The following is a 21,798-nucleotide window of genomic DNA, read 5'->3' on the forward strand; positions in this document are numbered from 1 at the left end:
CAGACCCGTACTGGAGATGCGATGACTCGTCGTTCCCTCAGCAAGCGCGCAGCCATTGTCACCGCCACCGCCATGGTCGCCGTCGGCACCGTCGCCGCCGGCGGCGCGGTCGCAGGGCCCGGCTGGGGCGACAGCAAGCCCAGCAAGCCCGGCAAGAAGCAGATAGCCGGGCTGTTCGACCAGTGGAACAGAGCCCTGCAGACCGGCGACCCGGAGCAGGTCGCCGACCTGTACGCGAGGGACGGGGTGCTGCTGCCCACCGTCTCCAACAAGGTCCGCACCGACCGCGCCGGCATCGTCGACTACTTCGAGCACTTCCTCGCGAACAAGCCGGTCGGCACGAAGATCGAGACCCACGTCAACGTCCTCGACAGCAACTCGGCCATCGACACCGGCACTTACGAGTTCGCGCTCACCGACCCCGAGACCGGCGAGAAGAGCACCGTCGAGGCCCGCTACACCTACGCCTACGAGAAGCGCGGCGGCGAGTGGCTCATCGTCAACCACCACTCCTCGAAGATGCCCGAAGGCTGATCGTCACCTTCAGCCCGCCCCCGGGAGCGTCCCCGAGCGCCACGGTCCCGCCGTCGTCGGTCACCAGCTGCTTGACGACGGCGAGGCCGAGGCCCGAACCGGTCTTCCCGGTCAGGCCCCTGCCGCGCCAGAACCGGTCGAAGGCACGGGACTTGTCGGTGTCCGACATGCCGGGGCCCTCGTCGAGCACCGACAGCACCACCTCGTCGCCCCGTTGCTCCACCTCGACGGTGATCGTGCCGCCGTCCGGTGACACCTCAAGGGCGTTGGAGAGCACGTTGTCCAGCACCTGGTCCAGATGACCCGGGCTGGCCAGCACGAACGGCCGGCCGTCGGCACTCCCCCCGAGCGCGATGGTGACTCCGCGCTCGTCGGCGGCCGGCCTCCATACCGTCAGCCGTTCCTCCACGATCTCCCTCAGCGACAGCGGCTCCGCGGCCGACACCTTCGCCTCCGCGCGGGCGAGGACCAGCAGACCGTTGACGAGACGGCTCATCCGCACGACCTCGGCGGTCGCCTGCTCGACGTCCTCGCGCACGAACTCGTCGTCCACGCCGTCCGCGATGTTGTCCAGGGACAGGCGCAGCGCCGTGAGAGGCGTACGGAGCTGGTGCGAGGCGTCGGCCACGAAGATCCGCTGTGAGGCGACCAGGGTGTCCAGGCGTTCCGCGCCCTGGTTCAGGGTGCGGGCGAGGGTCTGGGTCTCCGGCGGACCCGTCACCGGGGAGCGCGCGGTCAGGTCGCCGTCGCTGAACTTGCTCGCCATGGAGTTCAGTTCGCGCAGCGGCGCGGTGATCCGGCGGGCGGCGAACGCGCCGATCGCGGCGGCCGCCGCCAGCACGAGCACGGCCAGGGCCGCCCGGAAGCCCCAGATCGACCACAGTCGCGTGGTCATGTCCGAGGTCGAGTAGACGATCCGTACGGCCGCGTCCCCCTGGGCCGGGACGGTGATCGTCAGGTGCTTGCCCCAGATGAAGTCGGAACCCCAGTCCGTGGACTGCTTGTTCTGCTCCACGGCCCGCGTCAGCGCCGCGTCCGCCGCGGGCCGCGGTACGTCCGGGGCGCAGCCGCCGGTGGGGGTCACCTGGACGTCGCCGGGTGTCTCGGTGCCGTAGGCCTTGGCCACCCGGGTCAGGGCGTCGCAGGAGAGGCCGTCGCCGTTGCCCAGCAGCAGCGCCATGGTCTTGGCCTCGCGCAGGACGGACAGTTCGGTGTCGTCGCGCAGCTGCTTGGTGAGCGTGAAGGCGACCGGCACGGTGAACAGGAAGATGGCGACCGCGACGAGCAGGATGTAGCTGCGGATGAGCTGGCGGTTCATGAGGCGCTGCTGCCCGCGGCGATCTCCAGCCGGAAACCGACCCCCCGTACCGCCTCGATCGTGATCGCCCCGGCCAACTTCCGCCGCAGCGCCGCCACATGCACGTCCAGCGTCTTGGTCGGGCCGAACCAGTTCGCGTCCCAGACCGCCTCCATGATCTGCTCGCGCGACATCAGCGCCCCGGGCTCCTCGGTGAGGAAGGCCAGCAGGTCGTACTCCTTGGGCGCGAGCGCCACCTCCTCGCCGTCCAGCCGGACGCGGGCCGCCTTGCGGTCGATGGTGAGGCGGTCGCCGTAGCGGTCGGGGCCGGCGTCGGCGGCGGGCGTACGCGGCTGAACGCGGCGCATCACGGCTCGTATCCGCGCGATGACCTCGCGGACCCCGAACGGCTTGGAGACGTAGTCGTCCGCGCCGAGCTCAAGGCCGACCACCCGGTCCGTCTCGTCGCTGCGCGCGCTGATCACGATGATCGGCACGTCGCCGCGCTCGCGCAGCGCCTTGCAGACGTCGAGTCCGTCGGTGTCGGGCAGACCGAGATCGAGGAGCACGACGTCGTAGGGATCGCTGTGGCTCAGCGCCGCGCCGCCCGTGGTGACCCAGGCCACCTCGAAGCCGTAGCGCAGGAGCCCTCGCCGGAGCGACTCGGCGACCGGTTCGTCGTCTTCCACCAGAAGTACGCGCACACGGCGAACCATAGTGGTTGAACTTTAAAGACGTCCGGCCGCCGAGCCCATGACCGGGCAGAACGGGAGTTACCACATGATCGGCAGCCGCTCCGGGATCCGCTTCATGAAGCCCGTCCGCCACACCAGCTGCTCGATCGGCACCGCGAGCCGCAGCTTCGGCATCCGCTCCAGCAGGGTCTGAAGGGCGATCTCGGCGTGCCTGCGGCCGAGGGCGGTGGCGGGGCAGTAGTGGCGTCCGCCGCCGAAGGAGAGGTGGGCTGTGGCGTTCTCCCGGCCGAGGTCGACCCGGTGCGGGTCGGGGAAGGCGGCCGGGTCGAAGTTCGCGCCCTCGACGAGGACCAGCACGAGGTCGCCCTTGCGGACGTCGACGTCTGCGAGCCGTACGTCGTCCAGGGCGAGGCGCGGCAGGCCGTCGCCGATGGACAGGTTGATGCGCAGGAGCTCCTCGACGGCCGCCGGGATCTTTCCGTTGTCCGCGACCAGCTCGGCCTGGAGGTCCGGGTGCTGGATCAGCGACACCAGGGCCATGGTCAGGAAGCCCGCGGTGGAGATGACCCCGGCGCCGAACATCGTCACGCCGACCGTCGCGAGCATCTCGTCGGTCAGTTGGGCGTACTCGGGGTCCGCGCGCAGGGCGGCGAGCTCGGCCATCAGACCGGTCGTCGCCGGGTCGTCGAGCCGCTCGGTCATGTAGGCGATGTCCCGGTCCCAGTTGAGCCGGGCGCCCGTGACGGGACAGGCCGAGTTCATGAACGCGATGTCCAGGCTCCGCATCAGCCGGGGCGCGTCCGCGTGCGGGATGCCGAGGATGCGGCAGTGCATGCCCGCGGAGTACGGGTCGGCGAAGCCGCCGCGCAGGTCCGCCGGAGCGCCCTCGCGCATCAGGGCGTCGACCAGCTCGCCGGCGCGGGAGCGCATCCACTCGGCCAGGCCGGGGCTCTTCGGGTTCAGCGCCTTCAGCACGGCCTTGCGCAGCCCGGCGCCGGTGATGTTCCCCATGTTGTTGACGACCTCGGGCGGGATCGTCAGCGCGTACTGGCGGGGCACGCCCGGGGCGGAGGTGTCCTTGAGGCTGAAGCGGGGGTCTTCGAGGACCTGCTTGCACAGGTCGTACGACGACACCAGCCAGGCCTCGTCGCCGGCGATGGTGCGCACCCGGCGCACGGGAGTGCCGGCGCGCAACTCCTCGACCTCGTGCGGGAGCTGGTCGCCGCGCCAGGAGAAGGGGAAGTCGATGGGGGTCTCAGTGAGCATCGGTGGTTCCCTCGGTCGGCGTGACGATGGCGTGTCCCTGGTTGCGGGAGGCGCGCAGTCCGGCGCCGCGGGAGTAGAGCAGCTCGGCCATCGGCAGCAGCTGGTGGTAGCAGTTGAGGGAGGACGGGACACCGAGGATGGCGGGGGTGTCCAGGAAGAGCGGGGCCTCGGCGCAGACGTAGGCGAGGCAGACCTCGCGCTGGGCGGCGCTCACCCGTCCCGCCCGGCCGTCCAGGAAGGAGTCGACGAGCTTCTCGCAGGTCGTGCGGAACTCGTCGTCGGTGGCGAGGCGGGCCTGGAGACGGTCGTGGATCTCCCGGTACGCCGCGTTGCCGCGGAAGTCGGACATGGCGTGGGCGTGCAGGCGGGTGCCGTCCGGGTCGGCCGCCTCGACGGCGCCGAGGACCTTGGCCCGTACCCCGCGCAGGTTCTTCACCGCCTTGCGGCGGGCGTCCTCGGGCGGATAGCCGGACGCCGCGTACATCTCGGCCACGTACAGGTCCGTGTAGACGAAGTCGACCCGTTCGAAGCGGGCGAGGCCCCAGCGGGCCAGGTCGTGGACCCGGCGGGCGGAGAAGTAGCTGTTGCCGGGGGAGACGCCGACCACGGCGTGGTCGCCGGCGGTGCGGATGACCTCGCAGTGCGGGGTGAAGGGCTGGATCTTGAATGAGCCGGCCGGAGAATCCGTATCGGCTGATGTGACGTGCTGGATCTCGGAAGCGGTCGCAGTCGTCAAAGGATGCGGGTCCTTCGCGTCGCTAGTCCCGATGGAGCCTTGTGCCCCTGGTGTGGCGACGACGACGCGAAGTTAGTGTGCGACTACGGAGAGCGTCAATGGTGAGGGGGGTGGTGAGCTGTGCCACTTCTTCGTGTGCCGTGCCCTGCGCCGGGCAGACACCACCCCGAGCGTCCGAATCTCACCATCTGGGAACCCCAAGGTCGTTTTCGGACGCTCTATAGACTGAGCCGACACACACGGACTGAGCGAGGAGCGCACGTGGGCCTTGTCGTGCAGAAGTACGGAGGCTCCTCCGTAGCCGATGCCGAGGGCATCAAGCGCGTCGCCAAGCGGATCGTGGAAGCCAAGAAGAACGGCCACCAGGTGGTTGCCGTGGTTTCCGCGATGGGCGACACGACGGACGAGCTGATCGATCTCGCCGAGCAGGTATCCCCGATCCCTGCCGGACGCGAGCTCGACATGCTGCTGACCGCCGGAGAGCGGATCTCCATGGCATTGCTGGCCATGGCGATCAAAAACCTGGGCCACTCGGCCCAGTCGTTCACCGGCAGCCAGGCAGGTGTCATCACCGACTCGGTCCACAACAAAGCCCGGATCATCGATGTCACGCCGGGCCGGATCCGCACCTCGGTGGACGAGGGCAACATCGCCATCGTCGCCGGTTTCCAGGGCGTGAGCCAGGACTCCAAGGACATCACCACGCTGGGCCGCGGCGGGTCCGACACCACCGCCGTGGCGCTGGCCGCCGCGCTCGACGCCGAGGTGTGCGAGATCTACACCGACGTCGACGGTGTGTTCACCGCCGACCCGCGCGTGGTCAAGAAGGCGAAGAAGATCGATTGGATCTCCTTCGAGGACATGCTGGAGCTGGCTGCGTCCGGCTCGAAGGTGCTGCTCCACCGCTGCGTGGAGTACGCCCGCCGGTACAACATCCCGATCCACGTCCGGTCCAGCTTCAGCGGACTGCGGGGCACGTGGGTCAGCAGCGAGCCGATCGAAGGGATCAAGCAGGTGGAGCAGGCCATCATCTCCGGTGTCGCGCACGACACCTCCGAGGCCAAGGTCACGGTCGTCGGTGTGCCGGACAAGCCGGGCGAGGCCGCCGCGATCTTCCGCGCGATCTCCGACGCCGAGATCAACATCGACATGATCGTGCAGAACGTGTCCGCCGCCGCCACCGGTCTGACGGACATCTCCTTCACGCTGCCGAAGTCCGAGGGCCGCAAGGCCATCGACGCCCTGGAGAAGAACAAGGGCGGCATCGGCTTCGACTCGCTGCGCTACGACGACCAGATCGGCAAGATCTCCCTGGTCGGCGCCGGTATGAAGACCAACCCGGGCGTCACGGCCGACTTCTTCAAGGCGCTGGCCGACGCCGGTGTGAACATCGAGCTGATCTCGACCTCCGAGATCCGTATCTCGGTCGTCACCCGCGCCGACGACGTCAACGAGGCCGTGCGCGCCGTGCACTCCGCCTTCGGGCTCGACTCCGACAGCGACGAGGCTGTCGTGTACGGAGGCACCGGGCGATGACCCGACGACCGACGCTCGCGGTCGTGGGAGCGACCGGGGCCGTGGGCTCGGTCATGCTCCAGATCCTGTCCCAGCGTGCGGACATCTGGGGCGAGATCCGTCTGATCGCCTCGCCGCGCTCGGCCGGCCGCAAGCTGACCGTGCGCGGCGAGGAGGTCGAGGTGGTGGCGCTGACCGAGGAGGCCTTCGCCGGGATCGACGTCGCGATGTTCGACGTACCGGACGAGGTGGCCGCCCAATGGGCGCCGATCGCCGCCGCCAAGGGCGCGGTGGTGGTGGACAATTCGGGCGCCTTCCGGATGGATCCGGAGGTGCCCCTGGTCGTGCCCGAGGTCAATTCGCACGTGGTGCGCAGGCGGCCGCGCGGCATCGTCGCCAACCCCAACTGCACGACCCTCTCCATGATCGTGGCGCTCGGCGCGCTGCACGCCGAGTTCGGGCTGCGCTCCCTGGTGGTGTCCTCCTACCAGGCGGTGAGCGGGGCCGGCCGCGCCGGCGTCGACACCCTGCGCCAGCAGCTGTCCCTGGTCGCCGGTACGGAACTGGGGACCAGCCCCGGAGACGTACGGCGGGCCATCGGCGAGAACACCGGGCCGTTCCCGGAGCCGGTCGCGCTGAACGTCGTGCCGTGGGCCGGGTCGCTGCGCGAGGACGGCTGGTCCTCGGAGGAGATGAAGGTGCGGGACGAGTCCCGCAAGATCCTCGGGCTGCCGAAGCTGCCGGTCGCGGTGACCTGTGTGCGGGTGCCGGTGCTGACCGGGCACTCGCTGACCGTGCACGCCCGCTTCGAGAACGAGGTCACCGTCGCCAAGGCGCGCGAGATCCTGGCCACCACGCCGGGCGTCGTGCTGTACGACGACCCGGAGGCCGGTGAGTTCCCGACGCCCGCCGATGTCGTGGGCACGGACCCGACCTGGGTCGGCCGGGTGCGGCGCGCGCTGGACGATCCGACGGCGCTCGAACTCTTCGTCTGCGGGGACAATCTGCGCAAGGGCGCGGCCCTCAACACCGCACAGATCGCCGAGCTCGTGGCGGCGGAGTTCTCGTGAAGCGGCCGCGCCGCAGGAAAACTCGCTGGGCACCCGGCGGATCGTTTGTAGGATCTGTGTGAAAAGTGTGAGCTGATCGATGGTCCGGACCACTTGAACCGGACCTGGCCGGCAGCCGAAGATTTTTCTCCCCGCCCTTGCAACCGCTTGCAGGGCGGGGAGCGTCTTTGCGGTCGCCCTTATGGGGCGTGGAGACGCGTTTTTCTGTGGCGTGGGGACGCCACGAGCAGGGCGTGGGGACGCTCTGCTTATTGAGGACATAAGGGAAGAGCGGGTAGGCATGTGGGCGTTTGACGCACGGTCAGCTGTGCTGCCTGGGACGAGACCGTCCGGAGCGGGAACCGGAGGGTCGATTGCGAGGACTGGCGCAAAAGTGACGTCCGGCACGTACAACCCTCTTGGGGGGACGCGTGTCAAACAGGCGTGGCAGAGGTACTCGACTTCAGCGCGGCGACCCGCGGTACGGCCCTACGGCCGCCCCGTCGGACCGTCCGACCCCGCATGCCCGGTGCGCCCGGCGGCGGCATGCCGGTGATCGCGCCCATGCCCGCAGCGCGGCCCACCCGCATCCCGAGTCAGCGTGACGGTGCCGAGCACGCGGAGAACACCGCGGCGGCCGGCACGACCGTCGATCACCTCACCGAGACCTACCGGGCGCACTACCGCTCCCTGCTGGGTCTCGCGGCCCTCCTCCTCGACGACACCGCCTCCTGCGAGGACGTCGTCCAGGAGGCCTTCATCCGCGTCCACTCCGCGCGCAAGCGGGTGCGGGATCCGGAGAAGACACTGGCGTATCTGCGCCAGACCGTCGTGAACCTCTCCCGCTCCGCCCTGCGCCGCCGCATACTCGGCCTGAAGCTGCTGTCCAAGCCGATGCCCGACATGGCGAGCGCGGAGGAGGGGGCCTACGACCAGCTCGAGCGGGACTCCCTCATCAAGGCGATGAAGGGCCTGCAGCGCCGCCAGCGCGAGGTGCTCGTCCTGCGCTACTTCGCGGACATGACCGAGGCTCAGGTCGCCGAGACGCTCGGCATCTCGCTGGGCTCGGTGAAGGCCTACGGCTCGCGCGGCATCGCGGCGCTGCGGGTCGCCATGGAGGCGTCGGCATGAGCGACGACCATGACGGGCGGCCCGAGCCGGCGAAGCGGCCGGACGAGCAACAGCCGAAGCAATCGCACGCTGGGAACCGAACTGTGAACCACGGCCCCGACGACCAGGGCCCCGAGGGGCTCGTCTCGGACGAGCTGGAACTGCGCCGCATGCTGCACGACGTGGTCCAGGAGATCGAGCCGCGCGACGGCACCCTGGACCATCTGCGCCGGGCGGTGCCCGCCCGGCGGGCACGCAAGCGGCAGGCGCTCGTCGGCATGGCGGCCGCGGCCCTCTTCATCGGCACCGCCGTCCCGGCCCTGGTGCACGTGTCCAACTCCACCGGCCCCAACGTCAACCCGGCGAACGCCGGCCATGGCGAGCAGGCCCAGGGCGGGGCGGGTCAGGGCAAGGAGACCAACGGCGGCCAGAGCACCTCGGGCGGCTCCTCGGGCAAGACCGAGGACCAGGGCAAGGGGCACGACAAGGACGAGGACAAGGACCCCGGTACCGGTACGGGCACCGGACCCGGAAGCTCCGCCGACCCCTCCGCCCCCAGCGCCGCCGACGTCACGCCGTGTACCGCCGACCAGCTCGGCACCTCCGGCGGGAGCGCGGACGGGCCCGACCCGTCCGGCACGGTGTACGGCACTTTCCGCTTCAGCAACATCTCGACGGTCGACTGCACGGTGAGCAGCCCCGGCACGGTCAGCTTCGTGACGGGCGGAGCGGCGGACGCCACGAAGATCTCCGCGATCCGGCATGTCGCGGGCGACGCGGCGGCCGGTCTGCCCGACCCGGCCCAGGAACTCACGTCCCTCGCCCTCAAGCCGGGCGAGTCGTACGCGGTGAAGTTCGCCTGGATCCCCTCGGAGACCTGCCCCACCACGACCGACCCCACGACCGGCGGCCCGGGCGGTGGCGAACCCTCACCCGACCCGACCCCGACCGACCCCACCAGCGGCACCACCGAGGGCAGCTCCACGGGCACCGACTCGGGTACCTCGACGCAGCTGCTGAGCGAGGACACCACCCTCGACGGCAGCGTCACGATCACCAACACGACGGCGGCGGGAGCCCCGACGGCCACGGTGGTCGTGTCCAACGCCTGCGCGGGGGCCATCTACTGGACGGGCGTGCTGGCGGGGGCGTAGCCCGTAGCCGCACCCCGTGGCGGTCTCAGACGCCGGACGGGCTGGAGACGGGCTCCTCGTCCGGCGTCAGCCCGAGCTCCGCGTCCCGGATGAACTCCACCTCGCGGCGCAGCAGCCGGAACCACATGAAGACCACGAAGCCGGCGAAGACGAACCACTCGCCGGTGTAGCCCAGGTTCTGGAACGCCTTCAGGTCGAGGCCGGTGTCGTCGGCGGCGGCCGCCGGGACCGGCCGCATGCCGGAGTCGGCCTTGGCGAGGGTGATCCAGCCGTCGTAGACGTCGTACGGCACCAGGTTCACCAGCGACGCCGCGCTGATCGCCCCCGTCTGGCCGACGGGCAGGCCTCCCTGGCCGGGCACGCCGTTCTCCCCGGGCACCTCGGACGCCTGGAGCGCGCCGGTGACCGTGACCTCGCCGGTGGGTGCGGCGGGAGCGTCGGCCGGGTCAGCCCTGCCCGGCAGCCAGCCCCGCACGACCGGCAGCGCCCTGCCGTCGGCGGTGCGCAGCAGCGTCAGGACGTAAGTGCCCTGCTTGCCGTCGAGCTTGCGGTCCGGGACGAGCAGCTGCTTGGCGTACCGGCCGGTCGCGGTGGCCTGCCGGCCCGACGTCGCCTTGTCCACCGGCAGCAGCTCGGCGAGCGGCCGGGCGGCCTCCCGCTTGTTCTCCGCGGCCTGCTCACCCGCGTTGCGATGGTCCTGCACCCGCGCCTCGAACCGGCTCAGCTGCCAGGACCCCATGAACACGCAGAAGGGGATGGCGAGCAGCACGAAGACGTTGATCCCCCACCAACGGGGCGTCAGCAGAAACCGGTACACACCGTCAACGGTACGGGGGCCCCGTGGCGGGACCGCCCGCGGGGTCAGTACGGCCGGCTCGCCTTCAGCGAGTACATCAGCGGGATCCGCGGCTGGCCCGCCGGAAAGCGGTGGTAGCCGTCCCGCTCCTCGAAGGTCTCGAAGCGGCGGAACAGCGAGACGTCGTGTTCGTGCAGGAACTCGATGCGCAGGCCCGTCGCCGCGAGCGCGGTCACGACCTCGCCGATCGGGTGCTGCCACTCGACGCTGCGGTTGTTGACCGTGTCCGTGCTGTCGGAGGCGTAGGTGCCGGGGATGTCGTACACCTGGGCGTCGCGGTCGAAGTAGTCGCGGACCACCCGGGAGCCCGTCTCGTCGTCGAGGACCTCGGTGAGGGGATGGAACTCGGCGAGGTAGAGGAACCCGCCCGGCGCGACGAGCGAGGCGGCCGTCTCGGCCCAGCGTGTGAGGTCGGGCAGCCAGCACAGCGCGCCGCCGCCGGTGTAGACGATGTCGTAGGACGGGTCGGGCACCGCGTCCGCCGCGTCGTACACATCGGACGCGACGAAGGCGGCCCGGTCGGGTCCGAGGCCGAGGTCGGCGGCGAGTGCGCGGGCCGCGTCCACCGCCGGTGCGGAGAAGTCCAGGCCCACGACGCGGGCGGCGCCGTGCCGGGCCCAGGACAGGGTGTCCAGGCCCATGTGGCACTGCAGGTGCAGCAGCGAGCGCCCCGTGACGTCCCCGACCTCCGCCCGCTCGAAGTCGCGCAGGGGGTCGGTGCCGGCACGGAATCCGTCGAGGTCGTAGAAGGCGCCTACGGCGTGCAGCGGGACGCGTTCGTCCCACAGGGCACGGTTGGCATCATTCCAGTCCGTGGGGGTGGTGGAGGGCATGGTCACGAAGTTATCCACAGGCTGGGGACCTCGCCAGCGAATTTGTCGTCCGGGCCAGGCACTATGGGGCCATGACTGAGAGCCACGGGTCCGATTCGCGGGATCGCCAGATGCAGGACAAGGACATGCCGGACTGGGAGAAGCGCTTCCGGGCGCCGCGGGTGTCGCTGCCCGACTGGGCGGAGGACGCACCGGACCGCTCCTTGTTCGTGTCGAACGCCACGGGGACGTACGAGCTGTATGCCTGGGACCGTTCGACGGGCGAGCAGCGCCAGGTGACGGACCGGCCGAACGGCACGACGGACGGCGTGCTCACCCCGGACGGCGCCTGGATCTGGTGGTTCGACGACAAGGACGGCGACGAGTTCGGCGTCTGGCGCCGCCAGCGGTTCGACGGCGGCGAGGACGAGCTCGCCGCGCCGGGCCTGGACCCGTCGTACCCGGCGGGCCTGGCCCTCGGCCGGGACGGGCGTACGGCGATCGTGGGCCGCTCGACGGACGAGGACGGCACGACCGTCCACCTGGCCCGCACCGGCGAGCCCCCGGTGGAGATCTACCGCCACCGCGAGTCCGCGGGCGTCGGCGACCTGTCGCACGACGGCACGCTGATCGCCGTCGAGCACACCGAGCACGGCGACGCGATGCACTCGGCCCTGCGCGTCCTGCGCCCGGACGGCTCGGCGGTCGCCGAGCTCGACGACACCAAGGGCGGCAGCGAGGAGCTGGGCCTGGAGGTCCTGGGCTTCGCCCCGGTGGACGGGGACACCCGGCTGCTCATCGGGCATCAGCGGCGTGGCCGCTGGGAGCCGCTGGTGTGGGACGTGGCGACGGGGGAGGAGTCGGACCTCGCGCTGGAGCTGCCGGGCGATGTGAGCGCGGAGTGGTATCCCGACGGCACCGGACTGCTGATCGTGCACAGCTTCGAGGCGCGCAGCGAGCTGTTCCGGTACGACCTGGCCCGACGTGAGCTGGAGCGCGTGCCGACCCCGGCGGGCTCGGTGTCGGGGGCGACGGCCCGGCCGGACGGCAGCGTGGAGTACATGTGGTCGTCGGCGGCGGAGCCGTCGGCGGTGCGCTCGACGACCGGACAGGTCGTCCTGGACCCGCCCGGCATGAAGTCCCCCGGCTCGGTCGCCGTCGAGGACGTGTGGGTGGAGGGCCCCGGCGGCCGCATCCACGCGCTGGTGCAGCGCCCCGCGGGCGCCGAGGGCCCACTCCCCACCGTGTTCGACATCCACGGCGGCCCGACCTGGCACGACAGCGACGCGTTCGCGGCGGGCCCGGCGGCCTGGGTGGACCACGGGTACGCGGTCGTGCGGGTCAACTACCGCGGCTCGACCGGCTACGGCCGCGCCTGGACCGACGCCCTCAAGCACCGGGTCGGCCTGATCGAGCTGGAGGACATCGCGGCGGTCCGTCAATGGGCGGTGACATCGGGCCTGGCCGACCCGGCCCGTCTCATCCTGACCGGCGGCTCCTGGGGCGGCTACCTCACCCTCCTCGGCCTCGGCGCCCAGCCGGACGCGTGGACGGTGGGCATCGCGGCGGTCCCCGTCGCCGACTACGTCACGGCGTACCACGACGAGATGGAGGCGCTGAAGGCCATGGACCGCACCCTCCTGGGCGGCACCCCGGAGGAGGTACCGGAGCGCTACGAGGCCTCGTCCCCGCTGACCTACGTCGACGACGTCACGACCCCGGTCTACATCTCGGCGGGTGTGAACGACCCGCGCTGCCCGATCCGCCAGATCGACAACTACGTGAAGCGTCTTCAGGCCCGCGGCGCGGTGCACGAGGTGTACCGGTACGACGCCGGGCACGGATCGCTGGTGGTGGACGAGCGGATCAAGCAGGTCCGGCTGGAACTGGACTTCGCGGAGCGGCACTTGAAGGGGCGGCGCGATTCCTGAACCGTTCCTAATCAGTGAGCAGGAGTGAGTCTTGGACCCATGCCTGGTCACTGCGGACACCCCGAACGGTTTTGGATGTCCTGGTCGCCCGCGTACTCGCCGCGTCCGGCGGCACGGATCGTGTCCGTGGTCCGGGGATGCGGAGGCGGGGTCCCTCACGCCCAGGGGCACGCCGGTCGGTCTGGACGGTCCGATGCCCGTGCACATCGCTCTGGTGTGCACGGGGCGGTGTCGTCCGTCGCCGGATCGGGTGCCCCTGGGCGCGTCGCCCGATCGCGATGCTCGCCGCATCGTGCCGGGTGGTCTTACGAGTGGGGCCGGCCATCGGCTTTTGCCAGTGCTGGGCGCCCCACTTGCTGGTGTAGGCCGGGTCCACGGCGATGATCGCGATACCTGTGGCGTCGGCCATGGAGGCCAGCCGGGCGCGGAGCTTGCCGGTCGGCATGCCGGAGATCAGCTGCCGGAATCGGCGCTTGCGCCCGTGCTTCTCTCTGGTTTTCTCGGCCTGGAAGTCGAGGTCTTCGACCGCGATGGCCTTGACGCCGCAGCTCTTGGCCCAGTTCAGCAGCCGCGTGAGGGCGTGCCGTACCTGGGCGTCGCGGTGCTGGGCGTTGCCAGACAGGTCGTAGAAGAACCGGCGCGGCCGGCCGATCGGGTTGCCGTGAGTGTCCAGGCGCCATGCGGCGAGGTGGTCGACATTGGTGTCCACGCCGATCACGCCATCGGTGAGGGCGGCTTCCAGTGGGATGGTCTTGGTGGGTGGGATCTGCCAGGAGGCGTCCACGTACCAGCGCCCGCGCCCCGTGTCGTAGTGGGCGCGGTAGGCCACCGCCCGGTTGGCCTCCACACGGTCGGCCCACTCCTTCCCCCGGTGAGGGAACCGCACCTTCGCAGCGAGTACGTACCGGCCGTGCCTGGCGTTCGCCAGGTCGGCGAGCGGGGCCGGGAGCTTGATCGACACTTCGCCCTCGGGCGTGATGCGGATCGTCTCGTTGCCGAACCTCTTACCCGACTCGCCGTCCGCCTGGAGGAACCAGCGCCCGGCTTCCCACCGCTCACGCCACTCGACCTCGGCCAGCTGCGCCTTGTCGAGGTTGCGGCGGGTGCCCAGCAGACGTTTACCGCCACGCACGACATGCACTCGGCCCGCTTCCCGGTCGGCCCGAACCTGGTCGAGCCGGTCCTCCAGCACATGCAGCCGTCGCGTCTTGTGGAACCACTCGTGCGCGGAGCGGTAGCCGCCCGGAGCCCGCTTGGTGCCCTTCTCCCCGACCGGCAGCGACAGCCGGAGCCGGATCGTTGTGATACCGGCTTCGAGGGACTGCACGTGCGCGGCCTGACTGCGCCGGGCGAGCGCCCACTGGTCATGCGTGGCCTTCGTGATCGACCCCGCCCACCTGGACGACGACTCGGCCGTCAGACCCCGCTTACGGGCCGCCCATGACTCGGTGGAGTGCTCCAGGCCGTCAGCGCAACGCGCTTTGAGGTCCTTCGAGGCGAGCGAGCCCAGGTGCGCACCCACCAAGCGTAGAACCTTCTCATCCTCAGGCGTGAGGTCTTTGAGCCGGGTACGTACCGCCACACCGGACGGGCCGAGAGCGACGAACGGCGCGGCGATCGGGCGGAGGTCAGCCATGTTCGGCGGCTTCCAGTGCCTTGCGGGCGCGGTTCTTCGCCGACCTGCGCCCGTACAGGCGGGCGCAGAACGAGGTCAGCACCTCCACCATGTCCCGCACCAGGTCGTCTTCGACCTCGCCGTCGTCCAGCACCAGCAGGCGACGGCCCGTCGCGGACAAGGCGGCCTCGACAAGCTCGACGTTCATCCGGCCGAGCCGGTCCTTGTGCTCCACCATCACGCAGGTCACGCGCGGGTCGGCCAGCAGGCGCCGGGCCTTGGGACGGTAGCCGTTCATCCCGGAAGCGATCTCCGCCTCAACACGAACGACTCGGTGACCGGCCTTCGCTGCCCACGCCGACAGCCGAGCGACCTGGCGTTCCAGATCGCTCTTCTGATCGTGCGAGGACACGCGGGCATATAGGCCCAGACCGCCGATGGCCTCGGGCGTGGTGTTCGCGTCGATGTTCACCAGGATCGTGCGCGGCCCGACCCGCTGAGCCGGTACCGGCAACGTCCCCTCACGGAACCAGCGATACGCGGTCTGCGGATGCACGCCCTGCGTCTTCGCCCATTCCGTGAGATTCACGCTCTGACAACGACACTCACTCATACATGGTTACGCTCACTTACCCGACTTCGAGGACCAGCAGGTGGAGACCCCGCCCGCCCGTAGTGGGCTGAGCCTTTCGACGTCGGCCCGCGCATGCGTCTCCCAGCCATCGCGGGCCGACCGCTCATGACCTCGGTGCCGTCCGAGCCAGGCAACTGCCAAGCCGACTTGTAACGTTCGGCGGGCCGGCGGCACTGAGAGGTATGAGCCATGACGACCTGCGTGCACTGTTCGTCAACTGCACGCTGAAGAAAAGCCCGGAGCGCAGCCACACGCAGGGCCTGATCGACCTCAGCTCGCGGATCATGGAGAAGCAGGGCGTCCAGGTCGAGCACCTGCGGCCGATCGACCACGAGATCGCCACCGGTGTGTGGCCGGACATGACCGAGCACGGCTGGGAGCGCGACGCGTGGCCGTCGATCTACCAGCAGGTGATGTCCGCCGACATCCTCGTCCTCGCCGGCCCGATCTGGCTCGGTGACAACAGCTCGGTCGCCAAGCTGGTCATCGAGCGCCTCTACGCCTGCTCGGGCCTTCTCAACGACGCCGGTCAGTACGCCTATTACGGGCGTGTGGGCGGCTGTCTGATCACCGGCAACGAGGACGGCGCCAAGCACTGCGCCATGAACGTCCTGTACAGCCTGCAGCACCTGGGATACACCATCCCGCCGCAGGCGGACGCCGGCTGGATCGGAGAGGCCGGGCCGGGCCCCTCGTATCTCGATCCGGGCTCCGGCGGACCCACCAACGACTTCACCAACAGGAACACCACCTTCATGACGTGGAACCTGTTGCATCTGGCACGGCTGCTCAAGGACGCCGGCGGCATTCCGGCGCACGGGAACCAGCGGTCGCGGTGGGACGCGGGGTGTCGGTTCGACTTCGAGAATCCGGAATATCGCTGAGTCATGCAACGAAAGGCCGAAGAAATGACTGTTGAGACCACCGAAACCGTCCCCACCTGTGCCTACCCGGGCTGCACCAATCCGACCGAGCCGCACGCCCCGGACGCGCAGGGTCCGGCGTCGCGCTACTGCGGGCACCCCGAGCACAACGCGCTCGGCGCGTTCCGGAAGTTCCGCGCCAAGCGGCAGCAGCGCAAGGAGGACAAGCGCGTGGCGGCCGAGGCCAAGAAGGCGGCCAAGGACGATGCGAGGGGGCCCGAGGCGCCGGTCGCCGGGCAGGCCTGGCCCGTCGTCGAGCAGCCGGTACCGGTTCCCGTCGCCGCCTCCGAGCAGCCCGCGCAGGCGCCCGTCGCCGAGCCTTCCGAGCAGGCGCTCATGGAAGCCGTGGACAGCGAAATGGCGGCACTGGCGGCCACGTCGACGGCCGACGGCGACCGTGCCGCCCAGTCACGCGACGACCTCGTCGCGCTGATCAAGCAGCTCGCCACCGAACTGCCCTCCTACATAGAGGAGTTGGCGATCATCACCGACTCCGCGGCGGCCGAGGCCCGGATCGAGACGGTCACCCGCGCCTGCGCGCAGCGCATCCTGGCCGCCGAGGAGCGCGCCACGCTCGCGGAGGAGGCGGCCGAGATGGCCGTCACCGCGCTCGACGCCGCGAAGGAGAAGTTCGCCGAGGAGACCGACGCGATCCGTGAGGAGACGGGCGCTCAGGTGGCGGACGCCGTGTTCGTCCGGGCCGAGCTGGAGCGCTACCGCGAGCGGGTCGGGATGCTCGAGGTCAGGCTCGACGCCGTCCGCGACGAGGCCGACGAGCTGCGCCGCGCCAGGGCCACGCACACCGCGGCACCCGAGCAGCCGCACCCTGCCGCTCCCGAGAACTGCTGACGGCCGGCGGCCCGGCAGGCACCTGATTTCCGGAAGAGCGGCGGGCGTTCATCTGTAACGTTCGCCGCTCTTTCCGTCTCTGAATGCCAACACCCGAACAAGAAACGGAAAAACCCTCATGTGCCGAAACAAGCGCCCCGTCCTCTGGATCACCACCGCGGTGGTCGTCGTCGCGGCAGCCGTCGGGCTCTACCTCTTCCAGCCCTGGCGGCTGTTCACCACGGAGCGCGTGGACGAGGCGGCTCCCGTGGCCCCCGCCCGGCCGGGAGCAGCGGCCAAGCCGTCGGCGACCGGCGCCTTCATCACCCACGAGCACGAGACCAGCGGCTCGGTGCAGGTCCTGGACCTCGACGGCGGGAAGGCGACGCTGCGGCTGACGGACCTGCGCACCTCCGACGGCCCGGCCCTGCACGTGTGGCTCAGCGACCAGCCGGTCAAGAAGGACGGCGGCGGCAACCTCGACGACGGCAAGCACATCGACCTGGGCGACCTCAAGGGCAACGAGGGCAACCAGAACTACGCGATCCCGGCGGGCACCGACCTGAACAAGTTCACGACGGTGACGATCTGGTGTGAGCGGTTCAGCGTGTCGTTCGGCGCGGCCGAGCTGAAGCAGAGCGCCTGACGGAACCGGATCGCGCCGGTAAAGCAGTGGGGCGGGTGGCCATGCCACCCGCCCCACTGCTGTGTGAAACCTCTCAGGACACCAGGATCGGGACGAGCAGCGCCACGCACGTGATCAGGCTCCACAGCGCAGGGGCCGCACTCAGCGTCTGCTCGTGACGGGCGGCCGCGCGGGCCGCGGTCGCCTCACTGCGGGTCAGGTGCCACGGCCCGACCCGCTCCTCGAGGCGCTGGTACACCAGGCCCAGTACGGCGCCGTAGGCGAGGTGGCCGACCAGCGACGGGAAGGACACGGCCAGCGCGGCGGCGCTCCACCGGGGGTCGGCCCCGAGCAGCACGGGAAGCAGCGTCAGGTTGCCGAGAACCCACCAGAGGAAGCCGTAGGACACGCCCCAGCCGATCCCCGAGGCCGGGTCGAAGCTGCGCCGGCGGAAGAAGACCGCGTAGGTGACGCCGACGACCTGGGAGATCAGCAGATGGATGACGAGGCCCACGACCGCGGACCGGGAGCCGACCAGGGCCGCGACGACCGGCAGGTAGCCCACGGCGACCATGACACCGGTGAAGATCACGCCGCCCGCCAGCCCGGCGATGACGCCGTGCCAGACCGAGATCACCCGCCCGCCGGCGAGGCGTCCCTCCAGGGCGTGCCGTACGTCGTCGGAGAACACCGCCCGCGACAGGCCGCCGAGCCAGCCGGTGACGAGGGCCGTACCGGCGCCGAGCAGCAGGTGGCCGGGCAGGGACGCCACGGCGGTGCGCACCGCGGCCGGCGTCCACTGAAGCCCGTCGCCGTCCAGCAGCGGCGCGATCGTGACCGCCGCGAGCACCCACCACGCGAAGCCGAAGGCGGCGCCGCGGATCAGGGCCGGGCCGGAGCCCTCGCGGGGATCACCGAAGAACACCGCGTACGAGGCCCCGACCAGCACCCCGACGAGCAGCCCCTTCCAGCCGAGCCCGAGCACCGGGGAGACGAGCAGCCCGGCGGCCGACGCGCGCACCAGGAGGCCGGGCCTGAACTCCCGTTCCCTGTGCACCAGCAGGGCGAGGACGGAGGCCGTGGCCGCTCCGTAGGCGAGGTGGCCGAACAGGCTGGGGATCAGCGCCTGCGCCGTCTCCACGTCCCAGGCCACCGGCTTGCCCAGCAGGACCGGCAGCAGCGTCAACGGCCCGAGGAACCACCACAGCACGCCGTACGCGAGCCCCCAGAACAGCAGCTCGCGCTGGCGCGTCACGAGGGCGCCGAAGACGGCCCCGATGACCGCCGCGATCAGCAGGTGGACGCCGAAGCCCACGACGGGCGAGTCGGTCCTGACGATCGCCGCGACGGTGGGCAGATACCCGATCTCCGCCATCACGGCGCCGAAGACCAGCCCTCCCACGAGGCCGGCGAGTGCTCCGAGTCCGGCGTTACGCATGACGATCACCCTTCGACGAAACGGTCGGGCCGGTGGAGACGGCCGAGGTGCCCGAGAGGGCGATGTCCCTGGGGAAGACCAGGTCGAGGGTCCAGTCGGCGAGTACGCGCAGCCGCTTCTCCGCCGTGGGCAGCTTGCTCAGGTAGACCGAGCGCCACAGGATCCAGGCGAACAGGCCGGAGACCTGGCGCCCGCCGACCTCACCGGCCGCCGTGCGGTGCCCGAGCGAGACCAGTACGCCGAGCCCGCCGAAGCGGAACGGGACGGGACGGCGTCCGCGCAGCACCGCCGCGATGTTCTTCGCGACCGCCTTGCCCTCGCGGATCGCGTGCTGCGCGGTCGGCGGGTGGAATCCGCCCCCGAGGTCCGGGATCCTCGCGCAGTCGCCCAGCGCCCACAGGCCGGGCATGCCGGGGACCTGCAGGGTGGCTTCCACGGCGAGCGGCGGCTGCATGATCTGCCCCACCAGCGGATGGGGCCGGTTGCCCGCCGTCCAGGCCAGGGTGCGGGTGGGGATGGTCTCCCCGGAGTCGAGCGTGATGTCCTCGGCGGTGGCCCGGCTCACCCGCGCGCCGAGGCGGAACTCGATGCCGCGTCCGCCGAGTTTGCGCTGCGCGTACAGGCCGAGCTTCGGCGACAGCTCCGGCAGCAGCCGCTCACCGGCGTGCACGATCACGAATCGGGGCCGCAGCCCGTGCAGCCGCGGATAGAGGTGGAGCACGTCATGCACCAGGTCGAACAGTTCGGCCACCAGCTCCGTCCCGGCGAATCCGCCGCCCGCCACCACGAACGTCAGCAGCCTGGCCTGCTCGGCCGGGTCCGGTTCGAGGTCGGCCCGCTCCAGCGCGCCCAGCACCTGGTCGCGCAGCCTGGTGGCGTCCTCGACGGACTTCATCGGAAAGGCGTGCTCGCCCACTCCCGGCAGGTCGAAGAAGTGCGGTACGGCCCCGACCGCCAGGACCAGATGGTCGTACGGCACGCGCAGCGTTCCCTCCTTGCCCGCGGAGACATAGGCGTTGCGCGTCTGCGCGTCGACGGAGACGACCCGCCCGTGCAGGAAGGAGGCGTTCTCCAGCCCGGCCCGCACCGGGGCGCTCACATGCCTGGCCTCCACCGTGCTGGAGGCGACGCCGACCAGCAGCGGGGTGAACAGCAGGAAGTTCGAGTCGCTGATCAGCGTCACATGGGCGTCGAGCCCGCGGCCCACCAGCCGGTCCAGTTCACGGGCGGCCCCGACGCCGCCGAAACCGCCGCCGACGATCACCACATGGGGTTTGGCCCGCGCGGGTGCCGGCGCGGTCGGGCGCCAGGACGAAAGGGCGTGCAAGGCGAGCCCGGTGATCGCGCCGAACAGGGCGGCGCCGACGAGTTCGGGGAAGCGCGACACGGCCACCGCGATCGTCCATGACGGCGTCCTCCCCTCCAGCGCGGGGGCGAGGGTCAGCGTCCAGGTCACCCAGTCGAGCAGGCCGATGAGCAGACCGACGGAGAAGGCGGAGCCGTTGCTCTGTCGGCGTTCGCCGAAGAGGAGGCCGAACACGGCTCCCAGGACCGCGGTGTGCGCGGCCCATGGCAGCCAGGGCGGGTTCGTCACGGCCGCCACGATCGCGCCGCCCGGCAGTGCGGCGATGATGCCGAACAGGAGTCTTCTGAGCAGAGTCATGGACGTTCAGAGCGGCGCGCCGCGCGAGCGTTACAAGACCTCCGGGCACAAACAGGCCAAAGCGGGCGAGCCGCCGTCAACGTCCCGCATGCGGGCTCAGCTCCGGCGGAAGTCCCGGAACGCGGAGAGCAGGTGCTGCCTGGCGTCCGGTGAGATGCCGTCCGGGGTCAGTTCGCCCGTGGTGGCGATCGTCTGACGGAACTGGTCGAGGTAGGTCTCGCACCCGGAGCACTCCGACAGGTGCTCGATGAAGCGCCGCTCGTCCGCCTCCGGCAGGGCGCCGTCGAGGAACTCGGTCACCAGCTCCACGAAGTCGTTGCAGTTCACGCTCGACCCCTCCCGCCTGCGACGTCATGGGCACCGGACAGGTACTCCTCCAGTTTACGGCGCAACAACGCCCTGGCCCGATGGAGGAGGACGCGTTGGTTTCCGGGCGAGATCTCCAGCAGGGCACACACTTCCTCCGAGCCGTACCCGGCGACGTCGCGAAGTGTGATCACCGTGCGCAGGCGGGGCGGCAGTTCGTCGATCGCCTCCGTGATCATCTCGCGGACCTCGCCGCGCAGCACGTGGTCCTCGGGAAAGTGCCAGGGCTGCGGTTTCTGCCCGACGGCCCAGTGCCCGGCGTAAGGGTCGCCGGAGGCGCGGAACCGCTCGGCGTCCACCGTCGGCCCTTCCTCCTCCGGCAGCAGGCTCGCGAAGGGAACCGTCCTGCTCTCCTTGGTGCCGCGCGCCTTGGACGTGTTGACCAGGATCCGGTAGACCCACGTCTTCAGGGACGAACGGCCCTCGAAGTCGCCGATCCCTCTGATGACCGCGAGCCAGGTGTCCTGGACGGCCTCCTCCGCGGAGTCCTTGGTCGACACGAACGACATGGCCAGCCGGAGCATGCTGCCCGACCAGGTGTCCAGCACCAGGGCGAACGTCTCCTCGTCACCGTCACGCAGCCGCTGGACGAGGACCTCGTCCGGGGGCAGTTCGCGTGCGCCCGCCATTCGTCTCTCCTTGCCGACGGTCAACTGAGGGGGTCAGCCTAGGGCAGCGCAGCGGGTGGGACCGTAGGGCGGTCCGCTTGTTCATGTCCCGGTAAGGACCTGCACGGCCGGGAGCGGGCGGT

At 70.6% G+C, this 21,798-nt stretch carries 21 protein-coding genes; 9 read left to right on the top strand and 12 right to left on the bottom strand.

Features of this window, described 5'->3' with window-relative positions; translation table 11 throughout:
- Positions 1–21 precede the first annotated feature (21 nt).
- Complete coding sequence (locus OG254_RS27115) at positions 22–534, top strand: SgcJ/EcaC family oxidoreductase (RefSeq protein WP_405586543.1); 513 nt, start codon at positions 22–24, stop codon at positions 532–534.
- On the opposite strand, the gene OG254_RS27120 is transcribed toward OG254_RS27115, so the two are convergent.
- From OG254_RS27120 to OG254_RS27135, 4 genes are all read right to left on the bottom strand, one after another.
- Entirely contained in the window at positions 500–1,852 is a 1,353-nt protein-coding gene (locus tag OG254_RS27120; RefSeq protein WP_405586546.1) for a sensor histidine kinase, read from the bottom strand. The two genes, OG254_RS27115 and OG254_RS27120, sit on opposite strands and share 35 nt — an antisense overlap.
- Complete coding sequence (locus tag OG254_RS27125) at positions 1,849–2,535, bottom strand: response regulator transcription factor (protein WP_405586549.1); 687 nt, start codon at positions 2,533–2,535, stop codon at positions 1,849–1,851. Before OG254_RS27125 ends, OG254_RS27120 begins: the two co-directional genes overlap by 4 nt.
- 69 nt (positions 2,536–2,604) lie before the next feature.
- Positions 2,605–3,792: a cytochrome P450 gene (locus tag OG254_RS27130; protein WP_405586552.1), complete on the bottom strand. Its 1,188-nt coding sequence runs from the start codon at positions 3,790–3,792 to the stop codon at positions 2,605–2,607.
- Positions 3,782–4,528 carry a tRNA-dependent cyclodipeptide synthase gene (locus tag OG254_RS27135; RefSeq protein ID WP_405586554.1) on the bottom strand — a complete coding sequence of 249 codons (747 nt, stop codon included), beginning with the start codon at positions 4,526–4,528 and terminating at the stop codon, positions 3,782–3,784. The genes OG254_RS27130 and OG254_RS27135 overlap by 11 nt, the downstream gene beginning before the upstream one ends.
- A gap of 261 nt (positions 4,529–4,789) precedes the next feature.
- On the opposite strand from OG254_RS27135, the gene OG254_RS27140 reads away from it, so the two are divergent.
- From OG254_RS27140 to OG254_RS27155, 4 genes are all read left to right on the top strand, one after another.
- On the top strand, positions 4,790–6,064 hold the full coding sequence (locus OG254_RS27140) for an aspartate kinase (protein WP_405586556.1): 1,275 nt from the start codon (positions 4,790–4,792) through the stop codon (positions 6,062–6,064).
- Positions 6,061–7,113: an aspartate-semialdehyde dehydrogenase gene (locus tag OG254_RS27145; protein WP_405586559.1), complete on the top strand. Its 1,053-nt coding sequence runs from the start codon at positions 6,061–6,063 to the stop codon at positions 7,111–7,113. Before OG254_RS27140 ends, OG254_RS27145 begins: the two co-directional genes overlap by 4 nt.
- A 423-nt stretch (positions 7,114–7,536) precedes the next feature.
- The gene (locus OG254_RS27150) at positions 7,537–8,223 is read left to right on the top strand and encodes a SigE family RNA polymerase sigma factor (protein ID WP_405586562.1); all 687 of its coding nucleotides are present in this window, start codon (positions 7,537–7,539) and stop codon (positions 8,221–8,223) included.
- Complete coding sequence (locus OG254_RS27155) at positions 8,220–9,356, top strand: hypothetical protein (protein ID WP_405586564.1); 1,137 nt, start codon at positions 8,220–8,222, stop codon at positions 9,354–9,356. The genes OG254_RS27150 and OG254_RS27155 overlap by 4 nt, the downstream gene beginning before the upstream one ends.
- Before the next feature lie 25 nt (positions 9,357–9,381).
- On the opposite strand, the gene OG254_RS27160 is transcribed toward OG254_RS27155, so the two are convergent.
- Positions 9,382–10,173 (bottom strand): SURF1 family protein, encoded by a 792-nt coding sequence (locus OG254_RS27160; protein ID WP_405586566.1) that lies wholly within the window; start codon positions 10,171–10,173, stop codon positions 9,382–9,384.
- A 44-nt stretch (positions 10,174–10,217) separates the two neighbouring features.
- Positions 10,218–11,045 carry a class I SAM-dependent methyltransferase gene (locus tag OG254_RS27165; protein ID WP_405586569.1) on the bottom strand — a complete coding sequence of 276 codons (828 nt, stop codon included), beginning with the start codon at positions 11,043–11,045 and terminating at the stop codon, positions 10,218–10,220.
- 71 nt (positions 11,046–11,116) lie between these two features.
- Between OG254_RS27165 and OG254_RS27170 the strand changes: the two genes are divergently transcribed.
- Positions 11,117–12,955: a prolyl oligopeptidase family serine peptidase gene (locus OG254_RS27170; protein WP_405586572.1), complete on the top strand. Its 1,839-nt coding sequence runs from the start codon at positions 11,117–11,119 to the stop codon at positions 12,953–12,955.
- Positions 12,956–12,962: 7 nt separating this feature from the next.
- On the opposite strand, the gene OG254_RS27175 is transcribed toward OG254_RS27170, so the two are convergent.
- Together OG254_RS27175 and OG254_RS27180 are read right to left on the bottom strand one after the other, a co-directional pair.
- Complete coding sequence (locus OG254_RS27175) at positions 12,963–14,591, bottom strand: IS200/IS605 family accessory protein TnpB-related protein (protein ID WP_405586575.1); 1,629 nt, start codon at positions 14,589–14,591, stop codon at positions 12,963–12,965.
- Positions 14,584–15,159, bottom strand: coding sequence for an IS607 family transposase (locus OG254_RS27180; RefSeq protein ID WP_405586577.1), 576 nt, complete (start codon positions 15,157–15,159; stop codon positions 14,584–14,586). The genes OG254_RS27175 and OG254_RS27180 overlap by 8 nt, the downstream gene beginning before the upstream one ends.
- Before the next feature lie 227 nt (positions 15,160–15,386).
- Between OG254_RS27180 and OG254_RS27185 the strand changes: the two genes are divergently transcribed.
- The 3 genes from OG254_RS27185 (at position 15,387) to OG254_RS27195 (ending at position 17,601) form a co-directional block, all read left to right on the top strand.
- A complete protein-coding gene (locus OG254_RS27185; RefSeq protein WP_405586580.1) occupies positions 15,387–16,088 on the top strand; it encodes a flavodoxin family protein in 702 nt (233 codons plus the stop codon).
- A gap of 24 nt (positions 16,089–16,112) precedes the next feature.
- Positions 16,113–16,976: a hypothetical protein gene (locus OG254_RS27190; protein WP_405586583.1), complete on the top strand. Its 864-nt coding sequence runs from the start codon at positions 16,113–16,115 to the stop codon at positions 16,974–16,976.
- Between the two features lie 118 nt (positions 16,977–17,094).
- Positions 17,095–17,601: a DM13 domain-containing protein gene (locus OG254_RS27195; RefSeq protein ID WP_405586586.1), complete on the top strand. Its 507-nt coding sequence runs from the start codon at positions 17,095–17,097 to the stop codon at positions 17,599–17,601.
- 73 nt (positions 17,602–17,674) lie between these two features.
- Here the strand turns inward: OG254_RS27195 and OG254_RS27200 are convergent, their stop codons facing one another.
- The 4 genes from OG254_RS27200 to OG254_RS27215 form a co-directional block, all read right to left on the bottom strand.
- Positions 17,675–19,018: a hypothetical protein gene (locus tag OG254_RS27200; RefSeq protein WP_405586589.1), complete on the bottom strand. Its 1,344-nt coding sequence runs from the start codon at positions 19,016–19,018 to the stop codon at positions 17,675–17,677.
- Positions 19,011–20,681 (bottom strand): NAD(P)/FAD-dependent oxidoreductase, encoded by a 1,671-nt coding sequence (locus OG254_RS27205; protein ID WP_405586592.1) that lies wholly within the window; start codon positions 20,679–20,681, stop codon positions 19,011–19,013. Before OG254_RS27205 ends, OG254_RS27200 begins: the two co-directional genes overlap by 8 nt.
- Before the next feature lie 96 nt (positions 20,682–20,777).
- Positions 20,778–21,008 (bottom strand): anti-sigma factor family protein, encoded by a 231-nt coding sequence (locus tag OG254_RS27210; RefSeq protein WP_405586595.1) that lies wholly within the window; start codon positions 21,006–21,008, stop codon positions 20,778–20,780.
- A complete protein-coding gene (locus OG254_RS27215) occupies positions 21,005–21,676 on the bottom strand; it encodes an RNA polymerase sigma factor (RefSeq protein WP_147994834.1) in 672 nt (223 codons plus the stop codon). Before OG254_RS27215 ends, OG254_RS27210 begins: the two co-directional genes overlap by 4 nt.
- Positions 21,677–21,798 lie beyond the last annotated feature (122 nt).

Origin of the sequence: Streptomyces sp. NBC_01092, assembly GCF_045039535.1 — a bacterium.
Taxonomy (GTDB): Bacteria; Actinomycetota; Actinomycetes; order Streptomycetales; family Streptomycetaceae; genus Streptomyces.

What these genes read in the sequence shown, in the direction of transcription:
- OG254_RS27115 (WP_405586543.1), top strand. Translation starts at nt 22, where the DNA reads ATGACTCGTCGTTCCCTCAGCAAGCGCGCAGCCATTGTCACCGCCACC.
- OG254_RS27120 (WP_405586546.1), bottom strand. Translation starts at nt 1,852, where the DNA reads ATGAACCGCCAGCTCATCCGCAGCTACATCCTGCTCGTCGCGGTCGCC.
- OG254_RS27130 (WP_405586552.1), bottom strand. Translation starts at nt 3,792, where the DNA reads ATGCTCACTGAGACCCCCATCGACTTCCCCTTCTCCTGGCGCGGCGAC.
- OG254_RS27145 (WP_405586559.1), top strand. Translation starts at nt 6,061, where the DNA reads ATGACCCGACGACCGACGCTCGCGGTCGTGGGAGCGACCGGGGCCGTG.
- OG254_RS27155 (WP_405586564.1), top strand. Translation starts at nt 8,220, where the DNA reads ATGAGCGACGACCATGACGGGCGGCCCGAGCCGGCGAAGCGGCCGGAC.
- OG254_RS27165 (WP_405586569.1), bottom strand. Translation starts at nt 11,045, where the DNA reads ATGCCCTCCACCACCCCCACGGACTGGAATGATGCCAACCGTGCCCTG.
- OG254_RS27170 (WP_405586572.1), top strand. Translation starts at nt 11,117, where the DNA reads ATGACTGAGAGCCACGGGTCCGATTCGCGGGATCGCCAGATGCAGGAC.
- OG254_RS27175 (WP_405586575.1), bottom strand. Translation starts at nt 14,591, where the DNA reads ATGGCTGACCTCCGCCCGATCGCCGCGCCGTTCGTCGCTCTCGGCCCG.
- OG254_RS27185 (WP_405586580.1), top strand. Translation starts at nt 15,387, where the DNA reads ATGAGCCATGACGACCTGCGTGCACTGTTCGTCAACTGCACGCTGAAG.
- OG254_RS27190 (WP_405586583.1), top strand. Translation starts at nt 16,113, where the DNA reads ATGACTGTTGAGACCACCGAAACCGTCCCCACCTGTGCCTACCCGGGC.
- OG254_RS27195 (WP_405586586.1), top strand. Translation starts at nt 17,095, where the DNA reads ATGTGCCGAAACAAGCGCCCCGTCCTCTGGATCACCACCGCGGTGGTC.
- OG254_RS27200 (WP_405586589.1), bottom strand. Translation starts at nt 19,018, where the DNA reads ATGCGTAACGCCGGACTCGGAGCACTCGCCGGCCTCGTGGGAGGGCTG.
- OG254_RS27205 (WP_405586592.1), bottom strand. Translation starts at nt 20,681, where the DNA reads ATGACTCTGCTCAGAAGACTCCTGTTCGGCATCATCGCCGCACTGCCG.
- OG254_RS27215 (WP_147994834.1), bottom strand. Translation starts at nt 21,676, where the DNA reads ATGGCGGGCGCACGCGAACTGCCCCCGGACGAGGTCCTCGTCCAGCGG.